Source organism: Burkholderia lata (assembly GCF_902499025.1).
GTDB classification, from domain to species: domain Bacteria; phylum Pseudomonadota; class Gammaproteobacteria; order Burkholderiales; family Burkholderiaceae; genus Burkholderia; species Burkholderia lata_C.
In genome coordinates, this window is the sequence record NZ_CABVPW010000036.1 from 12,848 (window position 1) to 37,893 (window position 25,046).

19 protein-coding genes are annotated in these 25,046 nt (G+C 65.3%); 7 read left to right on the top strand and 12 right to left on the bottom strand.

The window, feature by feature from the left end; all coding sequences use genetic code 11:
* Positions 1–18 precede the first annotated feature (18 nt).
* From BDI24065_RS41195 to BDI24065_RS30235, 6 genes are all read right to left on the bottom strand, one after another.
* Positions 19–1,782 (bottom strand): hypothetical protein, encoded by a 1,764-nt coding sequence (locus BDI24065_RS41195; RefSeq protein ID WP_254609883.1) that lies wholly within the window; start codon positions 1,780–1,782, stop codon positions 19–21.
* 290 nt (positions 1,783–2,072) lie between these two features.
* Positions 2,073–3,083: a HoxN/HupN/NixA family nickel/cobalt transporter gene (locus BDI24065_RS30215; RefSeq protein ID WP_175034321.1), complete on the bottom strand. Its 1,011-nt coding sequence runs from the start codon at positions 3,081–3,083 to the stop codon at positions 2,073–2,075.
* Positions 3,084–3,248: 165 nt separating this feature from the next.
* Positions 3,249–5,354, bottom strand: a complete 2,106-nt coding sequence (gene fusA, locus BDI24065_RS30220) for an elongation factor G (protein WP_175034322.1) — start codon at positions 5,352–5,354, stop codon at positions 3,249–3,251.
* 217 nt (positions 5,355–5,571) lie between these two features.
* Positions 5,572–6,072, bottom strand: a complete 501-nt coding sequence (locus tag BDI24065_RS30225; RefSeq protein WP_011352971.1) for a DUF192 domain-containing protein — start codon at positions 6,070–6,072, stop codon at positions 5,572–5,574.
* A 160-nt stretch (positions 6,073–6,232) separates the two neighbouring features.
* Positions 6,233–6,448, bottom strand: a complete 216-nt coding sequence (locus BDI24065_RS30230) for a hypothetical protein (RefSeq protein WP_011352970.1) — start codon at positions 6,446–6,448, stop codon at positions 6,233–6,235.
* Positions 6,449–6,729: 281 nt separating this feature from the next.
* Positions 6,730–7,308, bottom strand: a complete 579-nt coding sequence (locus tag BDI24065_RS30235; protein ID WP_175034323.1) for a pseudouridine synthase — start codon at positions 7,306–7,308, stop codon at positions 6,730–6,732.
* Between the two features lie 277 nt (positions 7,309–7,585).
* Here BDI24065_RS30235 and icd point away from each other — a divergent pair, with 277 nt between their 5' ends.
* Positions 7,586–8,842 carry an NADP-dependent isocitrate dehydrogenase gene (gene icd / locus BDI24065_RS30240; RefSeq protein WP_006478026.1) on the top strand — a complete coding sequence of 419 codons (1,257 nt, stop codon included), beginning with the start codon at positions 7,586–7,588 and terminating at the stop codon, positions 8,840–8,842.
* A gap of 260 nt (positions 8,843–9,102) precedes the next feature.
* On the top strand, positions 9,103–11,331 hold the full coding sequence (locus BDI24065_RS30245) for an NADP-dependent isocitrate dehydrogenase (RefSeq protein ID WP_175034324.1): 2,229 nt from the start codon (positions 9,103–9,105) through the stop codon (positions 11,329–11,331).
* Positions 11,332–11,454: 123 nt separating this feature from the next.
* On the opposite strand, the gene BDI24065_RS30250 is transcribed toward BDI24065_RS30245, so the two are convergent.
* A complete protein-coding gene (locus tag BDI24065_RS30250; RefSeq protein ID WP_006490888.1) occupies positions 11,455–11,679 on the bottom strand; it encodes a hypothetical protein in 225 nt (74 codons plus the stop codon).
* A gap of 658 nt (positions 11,680–12,337) precedes the next feature.
* On the opposite strand from BDI24065_RS30250, the gene BDI24065_RS30255 reads away from it, so the two are divergent.
* Positions 12,338–13,945 (top strand): multicopper oxidase family protein, encoded by a 1,608-nt coding sequence (locus tag BDI24065_RS30255; protein WP_175034325.1) that lies wholly within the window; start codon positions 12,338–12,340, stop codon positions 13,943–13,945.
* A 181-nt stretch (positions 13,946–14,126) separates the two neighbouring features.
* On the opposite strand, the gene BDI24065_RS30260 is transcribed toward BDI24065_RS30255, so the two are convergent.
* A complete protein-coding gene (locus BDI24065_RS30260) occupies positions 14,127–14,330 on the bottom strand; it encodes a cold-shock protein (RefSeq protein ID WP_006478030.1) in 204 nt (67 codons plus the stop codon).
* A 546-nt stretch (positions 14,331–14,876) separates the two neighbouring features.
* On the opposite strand from BDI24065_RS30260, the gene clpS reads away from it, so the two are divergent.
* The 4 genes from clpS to BDI24065_RS30280 all read left to right on the top strand — a co-directional run bounded on the left by clpS (position 14,877) and on the right by BDI24065_RS30280 (position 19,870).
* A complete protein-coding gene (gene clpS / locus BDI24065_RS30265; RefSeq protein ID WP_006398529.1) occupies positions 14,877–15,191 on the top strand; it encodes an ATP-dependent Clp protease adapter ClpS in 315 nt (104 codons plus the stop codon).
* A complete protein-coding gene (clpA, locus tag BDI24065_RS30270; protein WP_175034326.1) occupies positions 15,188–17,479 on the top strand; it encodes an ATP-dependent Clp protease ATP-binding subunit ClpA in 2,292 nt (763 codons plus the stop codon). Before clpS ends, clpA begins: the two co-directional genes overlap by 4 nt.
* 104 nt (positions 17,480–17,583) lie before the next feature.
* Positions 17,584–18,963 carry an amino acid permease gene (locus BDI24065_RS30275; RefSeq protein ID WP_175034327.1) on the top strand — a complete coding sequence of 460 codons (1,380 nt, stop codon included), beginning with the start codon at positions 17,584–17,586 and terminating at the stop codon, positions 18,961–18,963.
* Positions 18,964–19,099: 136 nt separating this feature from the next.
* Positions 19,100–19,870: a COG4705 family protein gene (locus BDI24065_RS30280; RefSeq protein WP_175034328.1), complete on the top strand. Its 771-nt coding sequence runs from the start codon at positions 19,100–19,102 to the stop codon at positions 19,868–19,870.
* A 52-nt stretch (positions 19,871–19,922) separates the two neighbouring features.
* Here BDI24065_RS30280 and dut read toward each other — a convergent pair whose 3' ends face one another.
* The 4 genes from dut to ileS all read right to left on the bottom strand — a co-directional run bounded on the left by dut (position 19,923) and on the right by ileS (position 25,044).
* Entirely contained in the window at positions 19,923–20,369 is a 447-nt protein-coding gene (dut, locus tag BDI24065_RS30285; RefSeq protein WP_175034329.1) for a dUTP diphosphatase, read from the bottom strand.
* Between the two features lie 55 nt (positions 20,370–20,424).
* The gene (coaBC, locus tag BDI24065_RS30290) at positions 20,425–21,636 is read right to left on the bottom strand and encodes a bifunctional phosphopantothenoylcysteine decarboxylase/phosphopantothenate--cysteine ligase CoaBC (RefSeq protein ID WP_175034330.1); all 1,212 of its coding nucleotides are present in this window, start codon (positions 21,634–21,636) and stop codon (positions 20,425–20,427) included.
* Between the two features lie 67 nt (positions 21,637–21,703).
* On the bottom strand, positions 21,704–22,204 hold the full coding sequence (gene lspA, locus BDI24065_RS30295) for a signal peptidase II (RefSeq protein ID WP_122946090.1): 501 nt from the start codon (positions 22,202–22,204) through the stop codon (positions 21,704–21,706).
* 2 nt (positions 22,205–22,206) lie between these two features.
* The gene (ileS, locus tag BDI24065_RS30300) at positions 22,207–25,044 is read right to left on the bottom strand and encodes an isoleucine--tRNA ligase (RefSeq protein ID WP_175034331.1); all 2,838 of its coding nucleotides are present in this window, start codon (positions 25,042–25,044) and stop codon (positions 22,207–22,209) included.
* Positions 25,045–25,046 lie beyond the last annotated feature (2 nt).

Below are 25,046 nucleotides of genomic sequence, written 5' to 3' on the forward strand. Positions count from 1 at the left end.
GCCGGGCAACGCGGCAGGTCAGTGGTTGCCTCCGGACGATCCGCTGTTGCCGTGACCGCCGCCATTGCCGGTCCCGGTGCCATGGCCGTTGCCGACACCGTTGGCCCCGCCATTGCCGGCGCCGCCACTGCCATTGCCATTGCCATTGCCGTTGCCACCGCCGTTGCCGTGGCCACCGTTGCCCTGGCCGCCGTTGCCATTGCCGCGGCCACCACCGTTGCCGTGGCCGCCGCCGTCACCGTCGCCATGGCCACCACCGTTGCCGTGGCCGCCGCCGTCACCGTCGCCGTGGCCACCACCGTTGCCGTGGCCGCCGCCGTCACCGTCGCCGTGGCCACCACCATTGCCGTGGCCGCCGCCGTCACCATCGCCATGGCCACCGTTGCCGTGCCCGCCGCCGTCACCATCGCCATGGCCACCATTGCCGTGCCCGCTGCCGTCACCATCGCCATGGCCACCGTTGCCGTGCCCGCCGCCGTCACCATCGCCATGGCCACCGTTGCTGTGGCCGCCGCCGTCACCATTGCCATGGCCACCACTGCCGTGCCCACCGCCGTCACCATCGCCATGGCCACCATTGCCGTGCCCACCGCCGTCACCATCGCCATGGCCACCGTTGCCGTGCCCGCCGCCGTCACCATTGCCGTGGCCACCGTTGCCGTGGCCACCGCCATCACCGTCGCCATGGCCGCCGTTGCCGTGCCCGCCGCCGTCACCATCGCCATGGCCACCGTTGCCGTGCCCGCCGCCATCACCGTCGCCATGGCCGCCGTTGCCGTGGCCGCCGCCGTCACCATCGCCATGGCCACCATTGCCGTGACCACCGCCATCACCGTCGCCATGGCCGCCGTTGCCGTGACCACCGCCGTCGCCGTCACCACCACCATGGCCACCGTGTCCGCCATGACCTCCGCCACCGGAAGTACCGCCACCGGAAGTGCCGCCGCCGGAAGTACCGCCACCGGAAGTGCCGCCGCCGGAAGTACCGCCACCGGAAGTACCGCCACCGGAAGTGCCACCGCCTGAAGTACCGCCACCGGAAGTACCGCCACCGGAAGTGCCACCGCCTGAAGTACCGCCGCCTGAAGTACCGCCGCCGGAAGTACCGCCGCCTGAAGTACCGCCACCGGAACTACCGCCACCGGAAGTGCCGCCGCCGGAAGTGCCGCCACCGGAAGTACCGCCACCGGAAGTGCCACCGCCTGAAGTACCGCCACCAGAAGTGCCGCCGCCTGAAGTACCGCCGCCTGAAGTACCGCCACCGGAAGTGCCGCCGCCTGAAGTACCGCCGCCTGAAGTACCGCCACCGGAAGTACCACCACCCGACCCCCCGCTGCCAGACGCATTCCCTCCGCGACCCGAGCCGCCTGAGCCACTCGTGCCGCCGGATGTTCCGCTTGTCGTTCCGCCGACGCCAGCAGGTCCGACGGTACCGTTCCCGTTGTTGCCGCTGCCGCCGCCATTGCCATTTCCGCCACCGGGGCTGCCGCCGCTGCCACTGCCACTGCCACTGCCATTGCCGTTCGTGCCCGCGCCATTACCGCCGACATGCCCACCGGCGAAGACGTGCACCGCGCACGCAGCCGGATTGGCTGCGCACGGCGATGCGTCGTCGACCAGTGTCATGATGGCGTCCGCGTTGGCCACTGCATCGGCCGCGGCGTCCGGTGTCGCGTCTTGTGCGACGGCATAGGAGCAGCAGCACGCGAACGCGGCTGCGGCGAACAAGGTTGCGCGATAGCGCCGTCCCGGCGTACGGAACGGTTGTTTCGTCTTGAGCATCATGGCCTCCCCATGCGCGCGATGCCTCGTCGCCGCGCGGCGATCTACGTGTGGTGCAGGGGGCCGGTAAAGGTTCGTAGTCCTGTCGGCAGCCGATCGCTTTCGGGCGGGCGCTGGACGCCAGCCGCGATCGCGGAACGGCATGCGGGCCCGCCGTGCGAATCCCTATCTGCGAGATTCGTGCCACCGGCCGCTAGCGCTCGTCGCGCAAGGCGCAAGCGATCGCGCGACGGTGCATGCAACGTCTTTGGGGGGCGTTTTGTTTCCGGAATGAAACGTCTGAGCTATGTTCAGCGCGCCGGCGCGTCGGCCGCGCGTTGCCAGCGATGGAACAGGATCGACGCAATCCAGCAGACGAGGAACATTGCGACGATGCCGTAACCGATCGAGCCGAAGCGTTCGCCGACCGCGTCGAGCGCATCGCGCACGGGACCCGTCAGCGACAGCTTGTCGGCCAGCAGGCCGGCTGCCTCGATCCCGCCGATCGCCAGCGCGACGGCCGCCGACACGAACGTGATGCTCGCGTTGTAGAGCAGCTTGCGCTGCGGATCGTCCATCGCCCACCCGTACGCGTGAATCATCAGCACGTTGTCGGTCGAGTCGATCAGCGTCATGCCGGCGGTGAAAAGCGCTGGAAACAGCATCACCGTATAGATCGGCAGCCCCTGGCTCGCCTGCGCGGCGGCGATCGCGAGCAGGCCGATTTCGGTTGCAGTATCGAAACCCAGCCCGAACAGCACGCCGACCGGATACATGTGCCAGCTCTTCGACACGAACCGGAACAGCGGCCGCAGCAGCCGCGACACGAGCCCGGCAGGACGGTGCACATGCACGGCATCGTGCGCGTGCCCGCGCGTGCCGCGATAGCGCCGCCACACGTCGCGCAGGATCACCAGGTTCACGCACGCGAGCACGAGCAGGAAGGTGGCCGACACCGCCGTGCCGATCGTGCCGCCGATCTCGCGGAATGCATCGAACCGGTCGCGCAGCGCGAACGCGGTCAGCGCGATGCCGAGCGTCGCGGCGATCACGATCGTCGAATGGCCGAGCGAGAAGAACAGCCCGACGCTCACCGGACGCTGGCCTTCCTGCATCAGCTTGCGCGTCGCGACATCGATCGCGGCGATGTGATCGGCGTCGACCGCATGACGCAGCCCGAGCCCGTAAGCGATTGCCGCGGTGCCGAGCAGCAGCGGATGATCGCGCAACACGGCGAGCGCCCACAGCCAGACGGCGGCGTTCGCGGCGATCAGGCCGGCATAGAGGATCAGCAGGCGGCGCAGGGCGGGGGTGGGCGGCATCGGGATCATTCCATCTGACGAATCGCGATGCATTGTGGCACGCGAAAAAAATGCCGGGCGTGACGATCAAAATAGGCCGCGCGCACGGTGCGCGCGAATGAAAAAAGGCCCGTCCGGAACCGGACGGGCCTTGCCTGCATGCGGCAGCGCGCGAGCGCCTCGTACTTACTTCACTTTCGCGCTGATCACGCCTTCCGATACGTTGGCCGGCGTTTCCGCGTACTGCTTGAACTCCATCGTGTAGGTCGCGCGGCCCTGCGTGGCCGAACGCAGCGACGTCGAATAGCCGAACATTTCCGCGAGCGGCACTTCGGCGCGCACGAGCTTGCCGCCGCCACCCGCGATGTCTTCCATCCCCTGCACGATGCCGCGCCGGCTCGACAGGTCGCCCATCACGTTACCCATGAAGTCTTCGGGCGTTTCCACCTCGACGGCCATCATCGGTTCGAGCAGCACGGGCTTCGCGCGGCGCATCGCTTCCTTGAACGCCATCGAGCCGGCCATCCGGAACGCGTTTTCGTTCGAGTCGACGTCGTGGTACGAACCGAACGTCAGCGTGACCTTCACGTCGACGACCGGATAGCCCGCCAGTACACCGCTCTTCAGCGTTTCCTGGATGCCCTTGTCGACCGACGGAATGTATTCGCGCGGAATCACGCCGCCCTTGATCGCGTCGACGAACTCGTAGCCCTTGCCGGGGTTCGGTTCGAGCGTGATCACCGCATGCCCGTACTGGCCACGCCCGCCCGACTGCTTGACGAACTTGCCTTCGACGTCCTTCGCCGGCGTGCGCACCGTCTCGCGATACGCGACCTGCGGCTTCCCGACCGTCGCTTCCACGCCGAATTCACGCTTCATCCGGTCGACCAGAATTTCGAGGTGAAGCTCGCCCATCCCCGAAATGATCGTTTGCCCGGATTCTTCGTCGGTCTGCACGCGGAACGACGGATCTTCCTGAGCGAGACGGTTGAGCGCCAGGCCCATCTTTTCCTGGTCGGCCTTCGTCTTTGGTTCGACGGCCTGCGAAATCACCGGCTCCGGGAAAATCATGCGTTCGAGCACGATCGGGTGAGCCGGATCGCACAGCGTGTCACCGGTGGTCGCTTCCTTCAGGCCGACGGCCGCCGCGATGTCGCCCGCGCGCACTTCCTTGATTTCCTTGCGCTCGTTCGCGTGCATCTGGAGGATCCGGCCGAGCCGCTCCTTCTTGTCCTTGGTCGCGTTGAGCACCGTGTCGCCGGATTCGACCACACCCGAATACACGCGGAAGAAGATCAGCTGGCCGACGAACGGATCGGTCATGATCTTGAACGCGAGCGACGAGAACGGATCCTCGTCGTTCGGATGACGTTCCGCTTCCTTGTCGTGCAGGTCATGGCCGAGAATCGCGGGCACGTCGGCAGGCGACGGCAGGTAGTCGATCACCGCGTCGAGCATCGCCTGCACGCCCTTGTTCTTGAACGCGCTGCCGCACAGCATCGGCACGATCTCGTTCGCGATCGTGCGCTTGCGCAGCGCGGCCTTGATCTCGTCCTCGGTCAGCGACTCATGGTCGTGCAGGTACTTCTCGAGCAGTTCCTCGCTCGCTTCCGCCGCGGCTTCGACCATCTTCTCGCGCCATTCGTGCGCGAGCTCGACGAGGTTCGCCGGGATGTCCTCGTACGTGAACTTCACGCCCTGGCTTTCGTCGTCCCACACGATCGCCTTCATCTTCACGAGATCGACGACGCCCTGGAAATGATCTTCCGCGCCGATCGGAATCTGGATCGGCACGGCGACGCCTTTCAGGCGCTCGCCGATCTGCCGCTGCACGCGGAAGAAGTCGGCGCCGATGCGGTCCATCTTGTTGACGAACGCGATGCGCGGCACCTTGTACTTGTTGGCCTGGCGCCAGACGGTTTCGGACTGCGGCTGCACGCCGCCGACCGAGTCGTAGACCATGCATGCGCCGTCGAGCACGCGCATCGAGCGCTCGACTTCAATCGTGAAGTCGACGTGCCCGGGCGTGTCGATGATGTTGATCCGGTGCTCCGGATAGTTGCCGGCCATACCCTTCCAGAAGGCCGTGGTAGCAGCCGACGTGATCGTGATGCCGCGTTCCTGCTCCTGCTCCATCCAGTCCATCGTGGCCGCGCCGTCGTGCACTTCACCGATCTTGTGGCTCACGCCGGTGTAAAACAGGATGCGCTCGGTCGTCGTGGTTTTGCCGGCATCGATGTGAGCGCTGATCCCGATATTGCGATAGCGCTCGATGGGGGTTTTGCGGGGCACGTGAACCTCCTTAGGTTCGGATATAAGCGGGCCGACAGTGCCGGCCCGAACTGGACAAGCGAGACTTAAAGCATAGCGCTTGCGCGTGGCTTTTGCAGATGCGGCCGGCACCGGTGGAATCAAGTCGGGCGCCATCGCCGGCGGGCGAAAAAAAAGCCGGCGCGCAACGGGCGGCCGGCTTCGGTCGGTGCGCGGCGCGACGCCGCGGCGATGGCCGTTACTGGGCCTGCGGCAGGCCTTCGAGCTTCATGCCGGGCTTGATGCCCTTCGCCGCGAACCAGCCCTTGCTCATCTCGAGTGCATAGACGCCGTTGTTGCGCGGGCAGTGGTTGTCGGTCGTCTCGGCCTTCATCTCGTCGATGTCGGTGATCGTGCCGTCCGCGCGGATGAACGCGATCGACAGCGGGATCAGCGTGTTCTTCATCCAGAAGCAGTGCACCGCGTTCTCGTTGAACACGAACAGCATGCCTTCGTTCGGGGCGAGCTGCGAACGGTACATCAGCCCCTGTTCGCGGTCGGGGTCGTTCGCGGCGACGGCCGCGTCGATCACGTACATGCCGGCGCGCAGCTTCACGCGCGGGAATTCGCTCGGCTGCTTGGCGCCGGGCGGCACTTGCGCGCTGGCGGCCTGCATGCCGAACGCCATGACGGCGAGCGCGGCGGGAAACACGGCGGCGCGCGCAAGGCGGCCGAGCGACGAGCGCAGGGAGAATTGCACAGCAAGGCTCCTATCTGGAAAACAAGACCCGCATGGTACGCGATGCGTGCTGACGGGCACAAAAAAGAAAAAGGCAGATCGCCTTGCGGTGATCTGCCTTTCAACGCCGTAAGAACGGCAAGACTGCGTGTTCTTGACTGCGTTATTACAGCCAGCTTACTTAGTTCGAAGCAGCTGCCGGTGCTGCTGCGTCGCTTGCTGCAGCCTTCTTCGATGCCTTGTGGTGCTTCTTAGCTGCGTGGTGCTTCTTAGCAGCGTGCTTAGCCGGTGCCGAAGCAGCTTCAGCAGCAGCCGGAGCAGCTTCCGGAGCCGATGCTTGTGCGAAAGCAGCCGTTGCGAAGAGGCCAGCGACCAGAGCGGCGATCAGTTTGTTCATGTTGTGTTCCTCAGCTTTAGTTAATTAACCAAATGACCCGGCAATAGGAGTCATGTCGTCTAACGGTGCCATCCACCTTTCGGTTGACAGACGCTTCGAGAAATTTCTCATTGCGCTGCGGGCGCCGAATCGTATTCGATAAAAACGTCGCTTTCGTGACGCAAACACGGGTTCAGCTGCCAATGCCGGATAGCTAAGGTTGGCATCTGCGTGGTTTAACGCGCGATCTTCGCAGGCGGTTGACGAAAAAGATGACGAAAAATTCGCGCGTCCCGAATTCGTCATCCGGCGGGCGCGAAACCGTCCCACGGTGCGCGCGGCGGCAGTGCGATTGTTTCTCCCGGTGCAATGCCGAGCGCGAATACATCCAGTGAGCCGATGCCGACGCGCACCAGGCGCAACGTCGGGAAGCCGACGGCCGCCGTCATCCGGCGCACCTGCCGGTTCTTGCCTTCGGTGATCGCGAGTTCGATCCACGTCGTCGGGATCGCAGCCCGGTAGCGGATCGGCGGATTGCGCGGCCACAGCGTGTCGGGCGGTTCGATGAATTCGGCGCGGCATGGACGCGTCACATAGTCGCCGAGGTCGACGCCGCGCGCGAGCGCCTTCAGGTCGGCGGGGCCCGGCGCGCCTTCGACCTGCGCCCAGTAGCGCTTGACGAGCTTGTGGCGCGGCTCGGCGATGCGCGCCTGCAGCGCGCCGTCGTCGGTGAGCAGCAGCAACCCCTCGCTGTCCGCGTCCAGCCGGCCGGCCGCGTAGACGCCGGGCGTTTTTACCCAGTCGCCGAGCGACGGGCGCGTCTCGTGTGCGGAAAACTGGCAAATCGTGCCGAACGGTTTGTTGAGGGCGATCAGGTTCATGACGGGGCGCCCGCGCGGCCTGCCGCGGGAAGCGGGGGCGGGCGGTCTATGGCAAATGGCGGAATCTTAATGCATAATACGGAACGGCAAGTCCTCTGTCTTATATAAGACATAAGTGGGGTCTTGATACGCAGTGCCGCGCTTCATGCCGAAGTGCCCGGTTGGGGCGCTAGAATAGCGGCTCGCTGTTGCCGTCACGGGGTGGCCATGCCGCGCCCCCGCCGCGCGCGCAGCTTCGACCAGCATCACCTGCTCAGCCACGTCACTGGAGTCGATCATGCCGTATCAGCACATCAAGGTTCCGGAAGGCGGTGACAAGATCACCGTCAACAAGGACTTCTCGCTCAACGTTTCCGATCAGCCGATCATTCCCTATATCGAAGGTGACGGTACGGGCTTCGATATCACGCCGGTCATGATCAAGGTCGTCGACGCGGCGGTCGCGCATGCCTACAAGGGCAAGCGCAAGATCCACTGGATGGAGATCTTCGCGGGCGAGAAGGCGACGAAGGTTTACGGTCCGGACGTGTGGCTCCCGGACGAAACGCTGCAGGTGCTCAAGGAATACGTGGTGTCGATCAAGGGGCCGCTCACGACCCCGGTCGGCGGCGGCATCCGTTCGCTGAACGTGGCGCTGCGCCAGGAACTCGACCTGTATGTGTGCCTGCGCCCGGTGCAGTACTTCAAGGGCGTGCCGTCGCCGGTGCGCGAGCCGCAAAAGATCGACATGGTGATCTTCCGCGAGAACTCGGAAGACATCTACGCGGGCATCGAATGGGCCGCGGGCTCCGAGCAGGCGAAGAAGGTGATCAAGTTCCTGCAGGACGAGATGGGCGTGAAGAAGATCCGCTTCCCGGAAACCTCGGGGATCGGCGTCAAGCCCGTGTCGACCGAGGGCACCGAGCGTCTCGTGCGCAAGGCGATCCAGTATGCGATCGACAACGATCGCAAGTCGGTCACGCTGGTGCACAAGGGCAACATCATGAAGTTCACGGAAGGCCTGTTCCGTGACGCCGGCTACGCGCTTGCACAGAAGGAATTCGGCGGCGAGCTGATCGACGGCGGCCCGTGGATGCGCGTGAAGAACCCGAAGACGGGCAACGAGATCGTGATCAAGGATTCGATCGCCGATGCGTTCCTGCAGCAGATCCTGCTGCGCCCGGCCGAATACGACGTGATCGCCACGCTGAACCTGAACGGCGACTACATCTCCGACGCGCTGGCCGCGCAGGTCGGCGGCATCGGGATCGCGCCGGGTGCGAACCTGTCGGATTCGGTCGCGATGTTCGAAGCGACGCACGGCACCGCACCGAAGTACGCAGGCAAGGATTACGTGAACCCCGGTTCCGAGATCCTGTCGGCGGAAATGATGCTGCGCCACCTCGGCTGGACGGAAGCAGCCGACACGATCATCGCCGCGATGGAGAAGTCGATCCTGCAGAAGCGCGTCACGTACGACTTCGCGCGCCTGATGGAAGGTGCGACGCAGGTGTCGTGCTCGGGCTTCGGTGAAGTGCTGATCGAGAACATGTAAGTCCCCTTCCGGGGTGGGCCGGCGCATGTCCGGCCGCCCCGGCGCCTACTGCCGGCGCCGGAGCATTTCGTGGATGGCAGGTTTGTTGGCAGGGCGGTCCGGCATGCGGGCCGAAGGCCCTGCAAGGTAGAACATGACGGCCCTCGCAACACCACCGCCCGGCTGAGCCGGCGTGCCCCTTTCGCGACCGACCCGGTCGCTCCCCGCCGGTTACCCGCCGGCGCTCCCAGTCCAAATTCTCACGTAGCAACGCATCGACCATGTCCACTTCGCCCAAGATCATCTACACCCTCACTGACGAAGCGCCCGCGCTCGCAACCTATTCGCTGCTGCCGATCGTCAAGGCCTTCACGCGCTCGTCCGGCGTCGCCGTCGAAACGCGCGACATCTCGCTCGCCGGCCGCATCGTCGCGGCATTCGCAGACGTCCTGCCGCCCGAGCAGAAGGGTTCCGACGATCTGGCCGAACTGGGCCAGCTCACGCTGAAGCCGGAAGCGAACATCATCAAGCTGCCGAACATCAGCGCATCGGTGCCGCAGCTGAAGGCCGCGATCGCCGAACTGCAGGCGCAGGGCTACAAGCTGCCGGCCTATCCGGAAGATCCGTCGACGGACGAAGAGAAGGCGATCAAGGCCCGCTACGACAAGATCAAGGGCAGCGCGGTGAACCCGGTGCTGCGCGAAGGCAACTCCGACCGCCGCGCGCCGCTGTCGGTCAAGAACTACGCACGCAAGCATCCGCACAAGATGGGCGCGTGGAAGGCCACGTCGAAGGCGCACGTCGCGCACATGAGCGAAGGCGACTTCTACGGCAGCGAGAAGTCGGCGCTGATCGCCGATGCCGGCAGCGTGAAGATCGAACTCACGACGGCCGACGGCGCGAAGAAGGTGCTGAAGGAAAAGACGGCCGTGAAGGCCGGTGAAGTGATCGACGCTTCGGTGATGAGCCGCAACGCGCTGCGCAGCTTCATCGACGCGCAGATCGCCGACGCGAAGGCGCAGGACGTGCTGTTCTCGGTGCACCTGAAGGCGACCATGATGAAGGTCTCGGACCCGATCCTGTTCGGTCACTTCGTGTCGGTGTTCTACCGCGACGCGCTCGCGAAGCACGCGGACGTGCTGGCGCAGGTCGGCTTCAACCCGAACAACGGCATCGGCGACCTGTACGCGCGCCTGAAGGACCTGCCGGCCGACACGCGCGAAGCGATCGAAGCCGACGTCAAGGCCGAATACGCAGTGCGTCCGCGCCTCGCGATGGTCAACTCGGACAAGGGCATCACGAACCTGCACGTGCCGAGCGACGTGATCGTCGACGCATCGATGCCGGCGATGATCCGCGATTCGGGCGGCATGTGGGGCCCGGACGGCCAGCTGTACGACGCGAAGGCCGTGATTCCGGATCGTTGCTACGCCGGTGTCTACCAGGCCGTGATCGAGGACTGCAAGCAGCATGGCGCGTTCGATCCGGTCACGATGGGCAGCGTGCCGAACGTCGGCCTGATGGCGCAGGCGGCTGAAGAATACGGTTCGCACGACAAGACGTTCCAGATCCCGGCGGACGGCGTCGTGCGCGTCACCGACGAAGCGGGCAACGTGGTGCTCGAGCATGCAGTGGAAGCGGGCGACATCTGGCGCATGTGCCAGACGAAGGACGCGCCGGTACAGGACTGGGTCAAGCTCGCGGTCAACCGCGCGCGTGCGACCGGCGCACCGGCCGTGTTCTGGCTCGATCCGGCTCGCGCACACGACGCGCAGATCATCGCGAAGGTCGAGCGTTACCTGAAGGATCACGACACGAACGGCCTCGACATCCGCGTGATGACGCCGGTCGACGCGACGCGTTTCTCGCTCGAGCGCATCCGCGCGGGCAAGGACACGATCTCGGTTACCGGCAACGTGCTGCGCGATTACCTGACCGACCTGTTCCCGATCATGGAACTCGGCACCAGCGCGAAGATGCTGTCGATCGTGCCGCTGATGGCCGGCGGCGGGATGTTCGAAACGGGTGCGGGCGGTTCGGCGCCGAAGCACGTGCAGCAGTTCGTCGAGGAAGGCTTCCTGCGCTGGGATTCGCTCGGCGAATTCCTCGCGCTGGCCGCGTCGCTCGAACACCTCGGCAACGCCTACCAGAACCCGAAGGCGCTCGTGCTCGCGAAGACGCTCGACCAGGCGACCGGCAAGTTCCTGGACGAGAACAAGTCGCCGGCGCGCAAGGTCGGCGGCCTCGACAACCGCGGCAGTCACTTCTATCTGTGCCTGTACTGGGCGCAGGCGCTCGCCGAGCAGACCGAGGATGCAGCGCTGAAGGCGCAGTTCGAAGGCGTGGCGAAGGCGCTGTCCGACAGCGAAGCGCGCATCCTGGAAGAACTGGCGGCCGCGCAGGGCAAGGCGCAGGCGATCGGCGGCTACTACCGTCCGAACGTCGATCTGACGAGCCAGGCAATGCGCCCGAGCGCGACGCTGAACGGCATCGTCGACGCGGTCGCCTGACGCGGGTCGCGCAAACGCGCGAGTCGTTGCGAGTGCCGGCGCGGCGGGCATGCCTGCCTGCCGCCCGTTGCAAAAGAAAAACGCCCCGGACGCCCGGGGCGTTTTTCGTTGCTGGCTTGCCATTCAGACGTGAACGATTTCCCATTCGGCGATTTCGTGCGGCACTTCGAGCGTCGCCGTGTCCAGTTCGGACAGTTGCTCGCAGTCGCCGCGGGAGATGTGGTCGGCTGCCACTTCAGGGCACGAAAACGCGCCGAGCAGGGCGTTGCCGAACGTCGCTTCCCAGCCACCGTTGCCCGGCAGGATGTAGAACGACCCGAGCGCTGAACCAAAGCGAAATCCCTTCATTTCCGTTCTCCCTTTCTGATCACAAGCGATTCTGTTGTGCCGCTTGCCGGTTCGACCGGCGGTGGCCCGACTGGCTGCTTGCGCCGGGTTCCGTATCGACCGTGTGGCGAAGCGTCAGTGCATGGAACAAAGTCTACGTCCGCGACCCGGTCGGATGGTGCATGTAGAACGGCTTCACTAAACAAAAATTCCCTTTTAAAAACAAATAATTATTTTGTTCATTTTGTATTGCGGAACGTTTTTTGGCATCGCGAAACGGCAAATTTGTGCCCTGCACCACGAATTTTTACAACGCAGAGACTTGTTCCGCATCGTGAAATATTGGCGGGTTTGCGGATCGGTGGCGCGACTGGCGTCGCGGTGGGGCTGAATGGCAGGCGCCAGGCGATCGCCTGGACGTGACGAGTGGCAGGGGGGAGTGATGCTTCGGCCGCGAGTGAAGGGCCATGCATCGCCCGATCGGTGCGTGCCGGATCCGGCGTGATGTCGTCGCACCCTGCGGCCTATCGCCGCCCGGCCGGCGGTGGCGCTTTTCGATATGGGCCTGCGGTTATGATGACGCGGGCATCAGGATTTGCGTCGCGCACCGGCGCTCCAGCCGGCCGGCGCGGGCGTCGCGGTGGCTGCGCGACGCAGCATGGATAACGAGGAACGATTGATGATACGGAGAACCTTCCTGTCGCGCGCCATCGGTGCCGCGGCCGCGTCGCTGTTCGCGCGCGCCGCGTGGGCGCAGCATGCCGGTCACGCTGGCATGGCCGGCATGGATTCGATGGACGACATGCCCGGCATGTCGGGCATGTCAGGGATGGCGGGGCACGGGCAGCACGGCAAGTCCGCACCGGCCGCGCTCGCGGCCGCCGACGCGCTGCCGGCCGGCGCACCGCTCGCGCCGCTGCGCACGCTCGCGAACGAAAGCCGCGATCCCGGTACGTTCCGGGCCACGCTGGTGGCGCAGCCGGTGGCACGCCCGATGCTGCACGGCGCGCGGCCGACCACGTTCTGGCAGTTCGGCGCGGGCACGCAGGGCCCCGTCGTCGGTCCGCTGATCGACGTGCACGAGGGCGACACGGTCGAGATCAAGTTCGTGAACAAGCTGCCGCAGCCATCGACGATCCACTGGCACGGCCTGCCCGTGCCGCCCGACCAGGACGGCAATCCGTCCGATCCGGTCGCGCCCGGCGGGTCGCGCGTGTACCGCTTCACGCTGCCGAAGGGGAGTGCCGGCACATACTGGTACCACCCGCATCCGCACATGATGACGGCCGAGCAGGTCTTCCGCGGGCTGGCCGGCCCGTTTGTCGTGCGCGCCGCGGACGATCCGCTGGCGGGCTGGCCCGAACGCAACCTGTTCGTGTCGGACCTGAAGCTTGCGCGCGACGGCACGATTGCGCCGAACGACATAATGGACTGGATGAACGGCCGCGAGGGCCAGTTCGTGCTGGTCAACGGTGCGCGCCGGCCACGGATCGACGTCGCGGGCGACGAGCGCTGGCGCGTGTGGAACGCGTGCAGCGCGCGCTATCTGCGCGTCGCGTTCGACGACGGCCGCGCGTTCGAGCATGCGGGCACCGATGGCGGGCTGTTCGGTGCGGCGCGCCGCGTCACGTCGCTGCTGATCGCGCCGGGCGAACGCGCCGAGCTGCTGGTGCGGGCCGGCGATCAGGCGTCGCATGCGGTGTTGCAGGCGGCCGAATACGATCGCCGCAAGATGTCGATGTCGCACGATGACGGGCACGGCAGTCTGCCACCCGATCCGGCGCTGGCTCTGGCTGACGTCGCGTTCGCACCGGCCGCCGCCCGTGTGCTGCCGGCGACCCTGCGCGCGATTCCGCCACTGGGCGAGCCGGTCGCGCACAAGGAGGTCGCGTTTGGCGAAGAGATGGACATGGACGCGATGATGAAGGGCGGGGCGCACGGCCGGCCGGCGGGCATGCGCTTCACGATCAACGGCGAGACCTACGCCGCGCACCGTGCGACGCTGACGAGCCGCCGCGGCGACATCGAGCGCTGGGAGATCCGCAACGCCACCGACATGGATCACCCGTTCCATCTTCACGGCACGCAGTTCCAGGTGATCGAGCGCGCGTCGCAGGGTGCGCGCACGAGCGAACCGTTCCGCGCGTGGCGTGATACCGTGAATGTTCGCAGCGGCGAGACCGTGACGATTCTTGTCACGCAAGACATGCCCGGCGAGCGCATGTTTCATTGCCACATTCTCGAACACGAGGATCTCGGCATGATGGGCACGCTGAAGGTCGTGTAACGAAGTGGCGATTATGTTTCACGTGCCGGATGAGTATCCGATCTGTGTGCGTGACAAGACAATTCGTGTTCAATTATCGGGATTGAACGAAAAGGCCGGCCAATCGATTATCGATTGGCCGGCCTCAAAAAAAGAAACCCGGCGCAATGCGCCGGGTTTCTTCATTCGAAATCCGATGCCTTTAAGCGGCCTGGATGTTCGACGCTTGCTTGCCCTTCGGTCCTTGAACGACGTCAAAGCTCACCTTCTGGCCTTCCTTCAGCGTCTTGAAGCCATTCATGGTGATAGCCGAGAAGTGCGCAAACAGATCCTCACCGCCCTCATCGGGAGTGATGAAACCGAAGCCCTTCGCGTCGTTGAACCACTTAACGATACCAGTTGCCATTTCCTACTTCCCCTGTCACACAGTCGCTGCTACTTACCACGAGCACGCTCGAAAAGCTAAACGACCGGAAAATACAGCCGTTCCCCCCTCACAAGCTCACCTTCGGCCTCTTTCATTTTGCCAACCGGCAAATTGAAAAAAGTGCCAGCTTGATTGTTGGCGCTCTTTATTGGAGTGTCAAGTGGAATTTTTAGACGTTTAGAGGGACGTTGTAAAGAACCCATTTTCAGGGTTTTTCCGGCTTTGCTTGGCAGCACGCGGCCGAGCGCGAGCTCTTGAAAAGCCGCATAATCGGCTCATATACCAGGCTCGAGTGACACGCGTTCGAGTCGTCCCGGCTTGTGGGATACTGGATGCGGACACGACGTTCCGGTGCAGTTCCCCCTGACGGTTCGTGTTCCGCGCCACGCGTGAAAGCCGGCACCGCAGCCGGCTTTCGTATGGCACGAAGAAGATCGCGTGTTCCGGGATTCCGGGGAGGGCGCCGGCCGGTCGGTCGGGTAATGGCAGGATTGCGGGCCTGTCCGAGTTGTTTAGAATGGGTGTATGGCGATTATCCCGGACAAGCAGGACAGCACCGTCCTGGAACGCAAGCAGCAGAAGCTCAAGCCGCCTTCGATGTACAAGGTGGTGCTGCTGAACGACGACTTCACGCCGATGGAATTCGTCGTGATGGTGGTCCAGGAGTATTTCAAGAAGGATCGCGAGACGGCCACGCAGATCATGCTGAAGGTCCATCGCGAAGGGCGAGGGGTTTGTGGGGTCTATACGCGGGACATCGCGTCGACCAAGGTTGAGCAAGTCGTTACCCATGCGCGGCAGGCCGGGCATCCGCTGCAGTGCGTGATGGAGGAAGCATGATTGCCCAGGAATTGGAAGTCAGCCTGCACATGGCGTTCATGGAAGCACGCCAGGCGCGCCATGAGTTCATTACGGTCGAGCATTTGCTGCTGGCCCTGCTGGATAATCCGACGGCAGCCGAGGTGTTGCGCGCGTGCGCGGCAAACATCGAGGACTTGCGTCAGAACCTGCGCAATTTCATCCACGACAACACACCTACCGTCCCGGGTACCGACGATGTCGATACCCAGCCGACGCTCGGTTTCCAGCGCGTGATCCAGCGCGCGATCATGCACGTCCAGTCGACGTCGAACGGCAAGAAGGAAGTGACCGGCGCGAACGTGCTGGTCGCGATCTTCGGCGAGAAGGATTCGCATGCCGTGTACTACCTGCAGCAGCAGGGCGTCACGCGCCTCGACGTCGTGAACTTCATTTCGCACGGCATCGCGAAGACGAACAACGGCGAAGCCGCGAAGTCGGCCGACGCGAATGCGGAAAGTGAAGACGCGAATGCGCAGAAGGAAACGCCGCTCGCGCAATTCACGCAGAACCTGAACCAGATGGCGAAGGACGGCCGGATCGATCCGCTGATCGGTCGCGAGCCCGAGGTCGAGCGCGTGGTCCAGGTGCTGTGCCGTCGCCGCAAGAACAATCCGCTGCTCGTCGGCGAAGCCGGCGTCGGCAAGACCGCGATCGCGGAAGGGCTCGCCTATCGCATCACGCGCGGCGAAGTGCCGGACATTCTCGCGAACGCGCAGGTCTACTCGCTCGACATGGGCGCGCTGCTCGCGGGCACCAAGTACCGCGGCGATTTCGAGCAGCGTCTGAAGACGGTGCTGAAGGAGCGTCCGCACGCGATCCTGTTCATCGACGAGATCCATACGCTGATCGGTGCGGGTGCCGCGTCGGGCGGCACGCTCGATGCGTCGAACCTGCTGAAGCCGGCGCTGTCGTCGGGCGTGCTGAAGTGCATCGGCGCGACCACGTTCACCGAGTATCGCGGCATCTTCGAGAAGGATGCGGCGCTGTCGCGGCGCTTCCAGAAGGTCGACGTGACGGAGCCGACCGTCGAGCAGACGGTCGCGATCCTGCGCGGGCTGAAGTCGCGCTTCGAGGAGCATCACGGCGTCAAGTATTCGTCGGGTGCGCTGTCGGCCGCGGCCGAACTGTCGGCGCGCTTCATTACCGACCGCCATCTGCCGGACAAGGCGATCGACGTGATCGACGAAGCGGGCGCCGCCCAGCGTATCCTGCCGAAGTCGAAGCAGAAGAAGACGATCGGCAAGAGCGAGATCGAGGAAATCATCTCGAAGATCGCGCGTGTGCCGCCGCAGAGCGTGTCGCAGGACGATCGCAGCAAGCTGCAGACGCTCGACCGCGACCTGAAGAGCGTCGTGTTCGGCCAGGATCCGGCGATCGATGCGCTCGCGGCCTCGATCAAGATGGCGCGCGCGGGCCTCGGCAAGATGGACAAGCCGATCGGCGCGTTCCTGTTCTCCGGCCCGACGGGTGTCGGCAAGACCGAAGTGGCGCGCCAGCTCGCGTTCACGCTCGGCATCGAGCTGATCCGCTTCGACATGTCGGAATACATGGAGCGTCACGCGGTGAGCCGCCTGATCGGCGCGCCGCCGGGCTACGTCGGGTTCGACCAGGGCGGCCTCTTGACCGAAGCCGTCACGAAGAAGCCGCACTGCGTGCTGCTGCTCGACGAAATCGAGAAGGCGCATCCGGACATCTTCAACGTGCTGCTGCAGGTGATGGACCACGGCACGCTGACGGACAACAACGGCCGCAAGGCGGATTTCCGCAACGTCATCATCATCATGACGACGAACGCGGGCGCCGAGTCGATGCAGAAGGCGACCATCGGCTTCACGACGCGCCGCGAGACGGGCGACGAGATGACCGATATCAAGCGCCTGTTCACGCCGGAGTTCCGCAACCGCCTGGATTCGATCATCAGCTTCCGCTCGCTCGATGAGGAAATCATCATGCGCGTGGTCGACAAGTTCCTGATCCAGCTCGAGGAACAGCTGCACGAGAAGAAGGTCGACGCGCTCTTCACCGACGCGTTGCGCAAGCATCTCGCGAAGCACGGCTTCGACCCGCTGATGGGTGCGCGGCCGATGCAGCGGCTGATCCAGGACACGATCCGGCGCGCGCTGGCCGACGAGTTGCTGTTCGGCAAGCTCGTCAACGGCGGTCACGTGACGGTCGATGTCGACGAAAACGACAAGGTGCAGCTGTCGTTCGACAAGCTGGCGAATCCGCCGCACAAGCCGAACGAAGAGGCGGTCGAAGTCGAGTAAGCGATAATCGGGTAGTTCATGCGAACGGCGCGGGATGTCTTCCGCGCCGTTTCGTTTTATCTGGCGCCGGCGGCGCGTTGGTGGTGCAGGGGAGTGGCAACGCAGTGACACAACAACAACGGACGTTCGACGACATCGTCGCGCGCGAACAGGGTTTGCGCCATGCGCTGACGTCAGGGCAGATGGCGATGATCGCGATCGGTGGCGCGATCGGCACGGGGTTGTTCCTCGGCAGCGGGTTCGCGATCGGGCTCGCCGGCCCGAGCGTGCTGGTTTCGTATGCGATCGGTGCGCTGATCGCGCTGCTGCTGATGGGCGCGCTCGCGGAAATGACGGTCGCGCATCCGACGGCCGGCTCGTTCGGCGCGTATGCCGAGCACTATGTCGGTCCGCTCGCGGGCTTCCTGGTGCGCTATGCGTACTGGTTCGCGGTCGTGTTCGCGATCGGCACCGAGATCAGCGCGATCGCCGTGTTCATGAAGTACTGGTTCCCGGCCGTGCCCGGCTGGTACTGGGTGATCGGCTTCTCCGCGCTGCTGATCGCGGTCAACCTCGCGAGCGTCACGCTGTACGGCACGATCGAATACGCATTCTCGCTGCTGAAGATCGCGGCGATCGTCGTGTTCATCGTGCTCGGTGCGTATCTCGTGTGGTCGGCGCCGGCCGCATCGGGCATCGGCTTTGCGAACTACACCGCGCACGGCGGCTTCATGCCGAAGGGGCCGTGGGGCACCTGGGTCGCGGTGATCGTCGCGATCTTCAGCTACATGAGCATCGAAGCCGTCGCGATCGCGGCCGGCGAGGCACGCGATCCGCAGCACGCGGTCACGCGCGCGTTCCGCTCGACCGTATTCCGGCTCGTGCTGTTCTATCTGCTGACGCTATCGCTGATGCTCGCGATCGTGCCTTGGACGCAGGCCGGCACCGACGAAAGCCCGTTCGTGAAGGTGATGGCCGCGACGCACGTGCCGTACGCGGCAGGCGTGATCAACTTCGTGCTGCTGATCGCGGCATTGTCGGCGATGAACAGCCAGCTCTACGTGACGACGCGGATGATGTTCAGCCTGTCGCGCGCACGGCTCGCGCCAGCGGTGTTCGGCCGGCTTGGCGCCAACGGCGTGCCGCGCGCGGCGCTGTGGATCTCGACGAGCGGTGTCGCGGTGGCGGCCGTGCTGGTCGCGCTGGCGCCCGACACGGCGTTCACCGTGATGATGGCGATCGCGATGTTCGGCGCGTTGTTCACGTGGATGATGATCTTCGTCACGCACCTGCGCTTCCGTGCGCAGTATCGCGGCCCCGCGCTCGCGTTCCGGATGTGGGGGCACCCGTTCGGCAGCCTGCTCGGCGCGGGGCTCGTCGCGGCGATCCTGTTCACGACCGCGTTCACGCGCGAATTCCGGATGACGATGGTGGTCGGCGTCGTCTTCGTCGTGCTGCTCACGCTCGCGTACGCGCTGCATTACCGGCACCAGCACGCGCGTTGAGGGTCACGGCGCGGCCGCCCGCGCCGATTCCCCGTTCGCTAAGGTTCCGTTAAGCCCGCGGCGACTACATTCGATCCTGTCTGCAAGACAGGCCGGCCCGCGCCGGCCTGCCGCCTTCCTGCAAAAAGGGGTTCGAATGAACAAACTTCCCGAAATCACGCTCGCGTTCTGGATCATGAAGATCTGCGCGACGACGCTCGGCGAAACCGGCGGCGACCTGCTGTCGATGACGCTGAACGTCGGCTACGCGGTGAGCTCCATTCTGCTGTTCGGCTTCTTTCTCGTCACGCTGGGCGCGCAGCTCAGGACGACACGCTATCGACCGGCGATCTACTGGGCCGTGATCGTCGCGACGAGCACGGCCGGCACGACGATGTCGGACTTCATGGACCGCACGCTCGGCCTCGGCTATGCGGCCGGCTCGTCGATCCTCGTCGCGATCCTGCTGGCCATCTTCGCCGTGTGGCGCCTCAGCGGCGAATCGCTGTCGGTCGACCTGATCCGCACGCGCAAGGTCGAACTGCTGTACTGGATCGCGATCCTGTTCTCCAACACGCTCGGCACCGCGCTCGGCGACTTCCTCGCGGACAGCTCGGGGCTCGGCTTCGGTGGCGGCGCGCTGCTGATTGGCGGGTTGCTCGCGGTGATCGTGCTCGCGCACTATTTCACGCGGATCTCGGGCGTGTTCCTGTTCTGGGCTGCGTTCGTGCTCACGCGTCCGTTTGGCGCGACGGTCGGCGACCTGCTGACGAAGCCGGTTGCGAAGGGCGGCCTTGCGCTCGGCACGATCGGTTCATCGGCCGTGCTGCTCGGCGTGCTGGTCGCGATGGTGATCTATGCGATCGCGGCTCAATCGCGGCAGCGCGACCTGACACCCGCGCGGATCGCGCAAACCGTCCAGGAATGACGGCAATGGAAAAGAAAAAGGGGCCGCGAGGCCCCTTTTCTTGTTGCGTCGTTCAGTGACGGCCGGTGCTGCCGAAGCCGCCCTCGCCACGATCGCTTTCCGCGAAGTCATCGACGATATTGAACTGCGCCTGCACGACCGGCACGATCACGAGCTGGGCGAGCCGTTCGAACGGGTTCAGCACGAACTCGGCCTGGCCGCGGTTCCACGTCGAGATCATCAGCTGGCCCTGGTAGTCGGAGTCGATCAGGCCGACGAGGTTGCCGAGCACGATGCCGTGCTTGTGGCCGAGGCCCGAGCGCGGCAGGATCAGCGCCGCGTAGCCGGGATCGGCAACATGGATCGCAAGGCCGGTCGGCACGAGCGTCGTTTCGCCCGGCTGCAGCGTGACCGGTGCGTCGAGGCACGCACGCAGGTCGAGGCCCGCGCTGCCGGTGGTCGCGTAGGCGGGCAGGTAGTCGCGCATGCGCGCGTCGAGAATCTTCAGGTCGAGTTTCATGCGGTCGTCGGATGGGTCGGGAAGGGCGCAGCGGCAACGGCCGCCGCGCGGGAGATCAGATCAGGCGGTTGTCGGGCAGGCGCTTCGCGATTTCCGCGACGAGCGTGTGCGCGAGTTCGTCCTTCGGTGCGCGCGGCAGGCGCGTGAGGCCGGCGGCCTCGAACAGCACGACTTCGTTGTCGTCGCGACCGAACGTCAGCGGGCCGAGGTTGCCGACCAGCAGCGGCACGTTCTTGCGCTTGCGCTTCTCGTCGCCGTGCACGTCGAGATCGCCGCTTTCGGCCGCGAACCCGACGCAAAACGGCGGATCGGGCAGCGCCGCGACCGACGCGAGGATGTCGGGGTTCTCGACGAACGCGAGCGCGGGCACTTTGTGGTCGGCCGTCTTCTTCATCTTGTGCTCGGACGGCTGCGCAACGCGCCAGTCGGCGACCGCGGCCACCGCGATGAAGATGTCGGCATCGGCGACGGCATGCATGACCGCGTCGTACATCTGCTGGGCCGTCTGCACGTCCTGGCGGTAGACACCCCACGGCGTGTCGAGCGCGACCGGCCCCGCGACGAGATGCACGTCGGCGCCGGCCTGCTGCGCGGCGCGCGCGAGCGCGAAGCCCATCTTGCCGCTCGAGCGGTTCGTGAGGCCGCGCACCGGGTCGAGCGGTTCGAACGTCGGGCCGGCCGTGATCAGCACGCGCCGGTGCGCGAGCACCTTCGGCGCGAAGTGCGCGACGATCGCTTCATAGATCGCCTCGGGCTCGAGCATGCGGCCGTCGCCGACTTCGCCGCACGCCTGCGCACCCGAATCCGGGCCGAGCACCGACACGCCGTCCGCGCGCAGTTGCGCGGCGTTGCGTTGCGTGGCCGGGTTTTGCCACATCTGGCGGTTCATGGCGGGAACGACGAGCAGCGGGCAATCGCGCGCGACGCACAGCGTCGACAGCAGGTCGTCCGCGAACCCGTGCGCGAGCTTCGCGAGGAAATCCGTCGACGCGGGCGCGATCACGATCGCATCGGCTTCGCGCGACAGGTCGATGTGCGCCATGTTGTTGTCGACGCGCGCGTCCCACTGGCTCGTGTAGACGGGGCGGCCCGACAGCGCCTGCATCGTGACGGGCGTGATGAACTGGGTAGCGGCGTCGGTCATCGCGACCTGCACGGTCGCGCCGGCCTTCACGAGCAGCCGCGTGAGCTCGGCGATCTTGTAGCAGGCGATGCCGCCCGTCAGGCCGAGAACGAGGTGTTTTCCTGCGAGTTCTGCGTGTGCCAACTCAGGCCTCCAAGGGTCAAACGGAACGGCCGGCGCGAAGCCGGCCGTCGACGCCGAGTATGCGCGCTTAGCGTGAGCCGCGCACGCGACGCAGTTCGTCGTAGATCAGCAGCACCGCGCCGATCGTGATCGCGGAATCGGCGAGGTTGAACGCCGGGAAGTGCCAGGCGCCGAGATGGAAGTCGAGGAAGTCGATCACGTGGCCGTAGACGAGCCGGTCGATCACGTTGCCGAGTGCGCCGCCGAGGATCAGCGCGAGCGACAGGCTGAACAGCCGCTGCTGGCCGTGACGCTTCAACAGGAAGCAGATCACGAGCGTCGCGGCGATGCCGAGCGCGGTGAACGCCCAGCGCTGCCAGCCGCCCGCGGTCGACAGGAAGCCGAACGCGGCGCCGCGGTTGTACACCAGCACGAGGTTGAAGAACGACGTCAGCTCGTGCTGCGCGCCGTACACGAACGTTTTCAGGATCGAGATCTTCGACAGCTGGTCGAACAGGATCACGATCAGCGAAATGCCGAGCCAGGGCGCAAGCGCGCCGCTGGCCGGTTTCGACAGGGTTTTCGCCATAGTTAAGCAGCGCTCCGGATTTCGCCGTTTTCGAACAGGTTGGAGAAGCAGCGGCCGCACAGCGTCGGATGATCGGCATGCGCGCCGACATCTTCGCGGTAGTGCCAGCAGCGTTCGCACTTCTGGTACTTCGACGCGGCCACGTCGACGCTTTCCTGCGCTTCGTCGTCGACCTTGACGACCGTCGCAGCCGACGTGATCAGCACGAACTTGAGATCCTCGCCGAGGCTCGTGAGCGCGTCGTAGCGTGCGCCGCTCGCGTGCACGGCGACTTCGGCCTGCAGCGACGAACCGATGCGGTTCGCGGTGCGTGCTTCCTCGAGCGCCTTCGTCACGTTGCCGCGCACATCGCGCAGCAGCGCCCACTTCTCGATCAGCGCGGCGGAGCCGGCGACTTCCGGATACGCGTAGTAGGTTTCCGTGAAGATCGTGTCGCTGGCCGGCTGGAACACCTTCCACGCTTCTTCCGCCGTGAACGACAGGAACGGTGCGAGCACGCGCAGCAGGCCGTGCGTCAGGTGGTACAGCGCCGTTTGCGCGGAGCGGCGGGCGCGCGAATCGGCCGCGCTCGTGTAGAGGCGGTCCTTCAGCACGTCGAGGTAGAAGCCGCCGAGATCTTCCGAGCAGTACGTCTGCAGCTTCGCGACGACCGGGTGGAACTCGTACTTCTCGTAGTGGCCGAGCAGCTCCGTCTGCAGTTGCTGCGAGAACGCGACCGCATAGCGGTCGATCTCGAGCCATTCGTCGACCGGCACCGCGTGCTGTGCAAAGTCGAAGTCCGACAGGTTCGCGAGCAGGAAGCGCAGCGTGTTGCGGATGCGGCGATAGCCTTCGGTCACGCGCTTCAGGATTTCCTCGGAGATCGCGAGCTCGCCCGAATAGTCGGTCGAGGCGATCCACAGGCGGATGATTTCCGCGCCGAGGCGGTTCGCGACTTCATGCGGGTCGATGCCGTTGCCGAGCGACTTGCTCATCTTGCGGCCTTCGCCGTCGACCGTGAAGCCGTGCGTGAGCAGGCCCTTGTACGGCGCACGGCCGTCGATCATCGACGCCGTGAGCAGCGACGAGTGGAACCAGCCGCGGTGCTGGTCCGAGCCTTCGAGGTAGAGGTCGGCCGGGAACTGCAGCTGATCCTTGTGCGAGCCGCGCAGCACGTGCCAGTGCGTCGTGCCCGAATCGAACCACACGTCGAGCGTGTCGCGGTTCTTTTCGTACAGGTTCGCGTCGTCGCCGATCAGCTCGCGCGGGTCGAGCGTCTGCCATGCTTCGATGCCCGACTGCTCGACGCGCTTCGCGACTTCCTCGAGCAGCTCGAGCGTGCGCGGGTGCAGCTCGCCGGTCTCCTTGTGCACGAAGAACGCCATCGGCACGCCCCACTGGCGCTGGCGCGACAGCGTCCAGTCGGGACGGTTCGCGATCATGCTGAACAGGCGCTGCTTGCCCCACGACGGGTAGAACGCGGTCGCGTCGATGCCTTCGAGCGCCGTTTCGCGCAGCGTCTTGCCGTTGTCGCGCGGCGTCACGTCCATGCCGGCGAACCACTGCGACGTCGCGCGGTAGATGATCGCCGTCTTGTGGCGCCAGCAGTGCATGTAGCTGTGCGTGTACTTCTCGCTGCGCAGCAGCGAGCCGGCCGCGTTCAGCGCGTCGACGATCTTCGGGTTCGCGTCCCAGATCGACAGGCCGCCGAACAGCGGCAGCGATTCGATATAGCGGCCGTCGCCCATCACCGGGTTGATGAAGTCCGAGTCGGTCATCCCGTGCGCCTTGCAGGACACGAAATCCTCGATACCGTACGCGGGCGACGAGTGCACGACGCCGGTACCCGTGTCGGTCGTCACGTAGTCGCCGAGGTAGACGGGCGCGGTACGCTTGTAGCCGGGGTGAGCCGACGCGAGCGGGTGGTGGAAGCGCAGGCCCGCGAGCTTCACGCCCGGCGCGGTCGCAACGACCGTGCCGGTCAGCTTGAAGTCGGCCATGCACGCGGCGACGCGCTCTTCCGCGATGATCAGCAGCCCGCGCTCGGTGTCGACCAGCGCGTAGACGATTTCCGGATGGAGGTTCAGCGCCTGGTTCGCCGGGATCGTCCACGGCGTGGTGGTCCAGATCACGATGCCGCCTTCGGCGCGCGGCAGGGCCGACAGGCCGAACGCCTGCGCGGTCTTTTCCGGTTCCGCGAACGCGAACATCACGTCGATCGTCGGGTCGGTGCGGTCCTTGTACTCGACTTCCGCTTCCGCGAGCGCCGAGCCGCAGTCGAAGCACCAGTTCACCGGCTTCAGCCCGCGATACACGTAGCCCTTCTCGATGATCTTGCCGAGCGCGCGGATCTCTTCCGCCTCGTTGACGAAGTTCATCGTCTTGTACGGGTTGGCCCAGTCGCCGAGCACGCCCAGACGCTTGAAGCCGACCTTCTGCTTCTCGATCTGCTCGGTCGCGTATGCGCGCGCCTTGCTCATCACTTCGGCCGCCGGCAGCGACTTGCCGAACTGCTTCTCGATCTGGATCTCGATCGGCATCCCGTGGCAATCCCAGCCCGGCACGTACGGTGCATCGAAGCCGGCCATGTTGCGCGACTTGACGACGATGTCCTTCAGGATCTTGTTGACGGCGTGGCCGAGGTGGATGTCACCGTTCGCATACGGCGGGCCATCGTGCAGGATGAACTTCGGACGGCCGGCACTGGCCGCGCGGATCTTCTCGTAGAGCCCGCGCTCTTCCCATTCCTTGACCCACTGCGGCTCGCGCTTGGGCAGGTCGCCGCGCATCGGGAACGGCGTGTCGAGCAGGTTGACCGGATACTTGGCCTGCGGTTTCGAATCGGCTTTCTTGTTGCTCATGA